This is a genomic window from Nocardioides sp., from assembly GCF_036274455.1.
GTDB lineage: Bacteria > Actinomycetota > Actinomycetes > Propionibacteriales > Nocardioidaceae > Nocardioides.
In genome coordinates this window covers 1-6,029 of the sequence record NZ_DASUFR010000206.1, presented here as the reverse complement: position 1 = coordinate 6,029, position 6,029 = coordinate 1, and the positions used below count along the sequence as shown (strand labels likewise).

The following is a 6,029-nucleotide window of genomic DNA, read 5'->3' as shown; positions in this document are numbered from 1 at the left end:
GCACCGCGCCGACCGGGGTCTGCGGGTGCACCCCGGAGGTGAAGCAGAGCTCCGCGGCGTAGAGGTTGCCGATGCCGGCCAGGTTGCGCTGGTCGAGCAGGGCCTCGCGCAGCGGGCGGCCCGGATCGCGCAGCAGGTTGGCCACCGCGACGTCGGCGTCCCAGTCGGGGCCGAGGAGGTCGGGGCCGAGGTGGCCGACGGCGTCCGCCTCCGCGGCCCGGTCGAGCAGCTCCACGACGCCGAGTGAGAAGCCGACCGCGGTGGCCGTCGCGGTCTCGAGCACCACCCGGGCGGTGTGCGCCGGCCGGGGCCAGCGTTGCTCGGGCTTGAGCACCTTCCAGCTGCCCTCCATCTTGAGGTGGGTGTGCAGCGTCCACCGCTCGTCGCTGCGGTCGACCCGGGTGAGGAGGTGCTTGCCGCGGGAGACGGTCTCGACGACGGTGCCGCCGGTGAGGTCGGCGGTGGCGTGCTGGGGCACGCGGAAGTCGCTCCGCTCCAGCACCTGGCCGCTCAGCGCGCGGTCGAGGAGCCGGGCGGTGTGCCAGACGGTGTCGCCCTCAGGCACTGCTGGACGACCTCAGCCGCAGCCCCCTCGGTGTCGCCACGAAGCCGGCCGCGTCGAGCGCCTCGCGCAGCGGCGTGGAGCCGCCACCCAGCAGCGCCGCGCCGTCGGCGCGCTCGACGGTGATCCGGCCCAGCGAGCCGCGACGGGCCGCCTCGGCGAGCGACGCGGCGGCCGGGCCCAGCCGCTCGGCGTCCTCGCTCCACGTGAGCAGGGTGCGGCCGCCGCGCTCGACGTAGAGGACGAGCTCACCGTCGACGAGCACCACCAGCGCACCGGCCTTGCGGCCGGGGCGGTGCCCGCCCTCCGAGTCGGGCCACGGGAGCGCGGCGCCGTAGGGGTTGGCCGGGTCGGTGGCGGCCAGGCACACGGCATCGGGCTTGGCCGACTCGTCGACCTCGCTGAAGGTCCGGAGCCGGTCGATGGCTCCCGCGGTGCCGAACTGGGCGGCGCCGAGCCCTTCGACGAAGTAGCCGCGCCGGCAGCGGCCGGACTCCTCGAACGCCGAGAGCACCTTGTAGACCGCCGCGAAGCCACCGGGCTGCCGCTCGCTGACCACGGCGCCGCGGATCACCACGCCGTGCCGGTCGAGCAGCCGCTCGGCCGCCGCGTGGGCGCGACGGGTCGGATCGGTGTCGAGCTCGGGGAGGAGGGCCCAGCGACCGGCGGTCTCGGGCGGACCGGTCCGGAGCAGGGCCGCGCCACGACCGGTCGTGGAGGCCAGCCGCGGGCGAGCCGGCGGCCGCCTGGTGCGGTGGCTGGGGGTGCCCGAGCGGGTCAGTGCGCGCAGCGGCGTGAGCGTGTCGTTGGTGATCCGGCCCGCCCACACGAGGTCCCACAGGGTCGCGCTGAGTGTCTTGTCGTCAGAGGCTCCGACCTGCTGGGCCAGCTGTCGGAAGAACCACGCCCCGCCCGGCGCCAGCGCATCGAGCACGGCCTGGTGGAGCTGAGAGACGGTGTCTGAGGAGGCGAGGGACGAGCCGTCTCGAAGACCGAACGGTTGGTGCTCGGGCATCGTCAGCGGTGCCTGGTCGGCGAGGTGGAGGCTCACCCAGCCGTCGGAGCCGGGCAGCGAGGCGTGGCCGGCCCACAGCACCTCGCCGGAGGCGGTGAGCTCGTCGAGGTAGGACGGCTCGTAGTCCCGCACCCGCGCGGCCAGCACCAGAGGCTCGAGCGCGCTGGCGGGCACCGGTGCACCGGCGAGCTGGTCGACGACCGAGAGCACCCCGTCGACCCCGCGGAGCCTGCCGCCGACATGCTGCCAGGCACCGAGGAACCGGCCCAGCGCGGCCGGCGGCACGGGCTCGACCTCCTTGCGCAGCCGGGCCAGGCTCCGTCGCCGCAGCGAGCGCAGCACCTCCGCGTCGCACCACTCCAGGCCGGAGGCGCCGGGACGGAACTCGCCGTCGAGCACCCGGCCGTGGGCCCCGAGCCGCTGCAGGGTCAGGCGCACCACGGCGGTGCCGAGCCCGAGTCGGGCGGCCACGTCGTCGGTCGTGAACGGCCCATGGGTGCGGGCATAGCGCGAGACCAGGTCGGCGAGCGGGTCGTCGACGGGGTCGGTGAACGCCTCGGGCGTGCCCGGCGGGACCGCGACACCGAGGCCGTCGCGGAGCCGTCCGACGTCTTCGACGGCGGCCCAGCGCTCCTCGCCGGCGACCCGGACCTCCACCACCCGCCGGGTGCCGGCCAGCGTGGCCAGCGCCTCGCCGGCGACGATGCCGTCGGCGCAGCGGGCCTGCACCTCCTGCGTCGACAGCGGCCCGAGCAGCCGAAGGAGGTCGGCGACGCCCTCGGCGCCGCGCGCCCGCCGCTCCGGCGCGAGCCGCTGCAGCTCCGCCTCCACCTCGGCCAGCACCTCGGGGTCGAGCAGCTCGCGCAGCTCGGCGCGGCCGAGCAGCTCGGCCAGCAGCCCCTGGTCGAGCGAGAGCGCGGCGGCCCGCCGCTCGGCGATCGGGGAGTCGCCCTCGTAGACGAACTGCGCGACGTAGCCGAAGAGGAGGCTGCGGGCGAACGGTGACGGGCCGGTCGTCGCCACGTCGGTGACCTGGACCCGGCGCTGGTCGACGGCCCGCATCAGGGCCACGAGCGAAGGCAGGTCGTAGACGTCCAGGAGGCACTCGCGGACGGCCTCGAGAACGATGGGGAACGACGGGTACTTGCTGGCCACCTCGAGCAGGGCCGCGCTGCGCTGGCGCTGCTGCCACAGCGGGCTGCGCCGGCCCGGGTCGCGGCGGGGGAGCAGCAGGGCGCGGGCCGCGCACTCCCGGAACCGGGAGGCGAACAGCGCCGACCCGCCGACCTCCTGGGTGACGAGGTCCTCGATCTCGTCGGGGGCGAAGACGACCACCTCGCCGCCGGGGGCCTCGGCGTCGGTGTCGGGGATGCGGATCACGATCCCGTCGTCGGAGGCGACCGCCTGCCCGTCGATGCCGTAGCGCTCGCGCAGCCGGGCGTTGATCGCCAGCGCCCAGGGCGCGTGCACGGGGGTGCCGTAGGGGGAGTGGACCACCAGCCGCCAGTCGCCGAGCTCATCGCGGAACCGCTCGACCAGCAGGGTCTGGTCGCTCGGCAGCACCTGGGTGGCCTCGAGCTGCTCGTGGAGGTAGCCGACCAGGTTGCCGGCGGCGTAGTCGTCGAGCCCCTCCTCCTTGGCGCGCGCCTGCGCCTGGTGCCTGGGCAGTGCCGCCAGCTCGCGGGTGAAGGCGCCGACGGCCTGGCCGAGCTCGGCCGGGCGGCCGAGGGCGTCGCCCTTCCAGAACGGCAGCCGGCCCGGGATGCCGGGCGCCGGGGTGACCAGCACCCGGTCGTGGGTGATGTCCTCGATCCGCCAGCTCGTCGCCCCCAGCGCGAACACGTCGCCCACGCGCGACTCGTAGACCATCTCCTCGTCGAGCTCGCCCACGCGCTTGCCCGGCCCGTCACCGCCCACGAGGAAGACGCCGAACAGCCCGCGGTCGGGGATCGTGCCGCCGCTGGTGACCGCGAGCCGCTGGGCGCCCGGCCGCCCGGTGAGGGTGCCGGTCACCCGGTCCCACACGATCCGCGGGCGCAGCTCGGCGAACTCGTCGCTGGGGTAGCGGCCCGAGAGCAGGTCGAGCACGGCGTCGTAGGCCGAGCGCGGGAGCTGGGCGAAGCTCGCCGTACGCCGCACCAGGTCGTAGAGGTCATCGACGTGCCAGCCCTCCATCGCCGTCGCGGCCACCACCTGCTGGGCCAGGACGTCGAGCGGGTTGGCCGGGACGCTGAGCGACTCGATGGCGCCGGTGCGCATCCGCTGCACGGCGACCGCGGTCTGGGCCAGGTCGCCGCGGTGCTTGGGGAACAGCACCCCGCGGCTCACCTCGCCGACCTGGTGGCCCGCCCGGCCGACACGCTGGAGCGCGCTGGCCACGCTGGGCGGGCTCTCGATCTGGACGACGAGGTCGACCGCACCCATGTCGATGCCGAGCTCGAGGCTGCTGGTGGCGACCACGGCCGGCAGCCGGCCGCGCTTGAGGTCGTCCTCGATGATCGCCCGCTGCTCCTTGGAGACCGACCCGTGGTGCGCCTTGGCGATCACCGCCTCGATCCCGCGGCTGGAGCCGGACTGCGCCATCACCTGCGCCGGGAGTCGGGCGCCGCTGCTCGAGCCTGTCGAGGTCCCCGCACCCTCGGCACTGGCGCGCTCGGTGGCGATCTCGTTGAGCCGCGCGGTCAGCCGCTCGGAGAGCCGCCGGCTGTTGGCGAAGACGATCGTGCTGCGGTGCTGCTCGATCAGGTCGACCACGTGCTCCTCGACGTGCGGCCAGATCGACTGGGAGCGGCTCGGGTCCTCGGCGTCCTCGTCGTAGGCCTCCGGCGCCGTCATGTCCTCGACGGGCACGACGACCCTGAGGTCCCACTCCTTGGCGCTCGGCGGGGCGACGATCTCGACCGGGGCGCTGCCCCCGAGGAACCGGGCCACCTCCTCGAGCGGCCGCACGGTCGCGCTGAGCCCCACCCGCTGGGCCGGGCGGTCGAGGAGGGCGTCGAGCCGCTCGAGGGTGACCGCGAGGTGGGCGCCGCGCTTGGTGCCGGCCACGGCGTGCACCTCGTCGACGATGACCGTCTCCACGCCGCGCAGCCCCTCGCGGGCCTGGCTGGTGAGCATGAGGAACAACGACTCCGGCGTGGTGATCATGATGTCCGGCGGCTGCGTGACCAGCCGGCGCCGGTCGGCGGCCGGGGTGTCGCCGGAGCGGAGACCGACCGTCACCTCGGGGACCGGCTGGCCGAGCCGCTCGGCGGTGTGCCGGATGCCGGTCAGCGGGCTGCGCAGGTTGCGCTCGACGTCGACTGCGAGCGCCTTGAGCGGGCTGACGTAGAGCACCCGGGTCCGCATGCTCCGGTCGGTGGGGCGGGTGCTGGTGAGCAGCCCGTCGAGGCTCCACAGGAAGGCGCTCAGGGTCTTGCCGGACCCGGTCGGCGCGACCACCAGCGCGTGCTTGCCGGCGCCGATGGCCTCCCACGCTCCGACCTGGGCGGCCGTCGGCTCGGCGAACGCCGCCGCGAACCACGTGCGCGTCGGCTCGCTGAACCTGCTCAGCGCCTCGTGGGGCGCAGGGTGGGCGGCCGACATGGCCTCAAGTCTTGCTCACCGCGCCGACAGTGGGGTCCCGGTGAGCGGCGCGACCGTGATCGTGAGCTCCTGGCTGATGCCCTCGCTGTGCCCCTGCCCGGCGGCGATGCGGGCGCGGACGAGGTAGGTGCCCGGGACACCGAAGGGCTCGGTGAAGGTGTAGACACCCCTGCGGTCCGGCCGGTCGAGCCCTGCGGTCTCGAAGAGCCCGTCCGGGTAGGTGATCAGGAGCTTGACGTTCTGCTTGCGCATCGCCTTGGTCAGCGGGCGCACCTTGCCGGTGAAGGTGACCTGCTGGCCGGCGTTGACCGTGGTCGCGGAGGCGTGGATCCCGATCCGGTACGCCGGGCGCGGCTTGGCCTCGCCTGTCGTCGTGAGAGCCACCACCGTCAGCACGAGGGCGCTCACCACCGCGGCTGCTGTCGGCAGGATGGGGCGCGACACGGAGGCCTCCTCCGAGGGGGATCCTCTCCACGCTAGTGAGCGGCGTACGGCGCAACAAGGCCATTGGGGCCGCCGGTCGAGCCTGTCGAAACCTCCGCAGAGAAGGCACCCGCTGGCCGGGCCGCTGGTCGAGCCGGTCGAAACCTCCGCAGCGACGGCATAGGGGCGAGATCCGACGCCGGCTGCGGGCATCTCGACAGGCTCGATGAGCGGTGGGCAGGTCGGGCGCGCTGGGACCCTGCAGCGATCTGGGCCATCGACAGCAGGTAATGCGGTGCAGTCCCAGTCATCTAGGGTGCGGGCATGGCCAACGTCCTGGGAGCGAACCAGTACGGCAAGGCGGAGAACCGGGTCGTCCGCATCGTCCGCGACACCCCTCGCCACGAGATCCACGACCTGAACGTCTCGACGTCGCTGCGCGGT

At 74.5% G+C, this 6,029-nt stretch carries 3 protein-coding genes; all 3 read right to left on the bottom strand.

Translation table 11 applies throughout. The annotated features are described in order from the left end of the window. On the bottom strand, positions 1-565 hold a 565-nt coding region (locus VFV89_RS20125), incomplete at its 3' end, for a DNA-formamidopyrimidine glycosylase family protein (protein WP_329707759.1). Then, entirely contained in the window at positions 558-5,162 is a 4,605-nt protein-coding gene (locus VFV89_RS20120; RefSeq protein ID WP_329707758.1) for an ATP-dependent helicase, read from the bottom strand. The genes VFV89_RS20125 and VFV89_RS20120, both read right to left, overlap by 8 nt. Before the next feature lie 15 nt (positions 5,163-5,177). Beyond that, positions 5,178-5,606, bottom strand: a complete 429-nt coding sequence (locus tag VFV89_RS20115; RefSeq protein ID WP_329707757.1) for a hypothetical protein — start codon at positions 5,604-5,606, stop codon at positions 5,178-5,180. Positions 5,607-6,029 lie beyond the last annotated feature (423 nt).

Coding starts and splice junctions, on each gene's coding strand:
- VFV89_RS20120 (WP_329707758.1), bottom strand. CDS start 5,162: ATGTCGGCCGCCCACCCTGCGCCCCACGAGGCGCTGAGCAGGTTCAGC.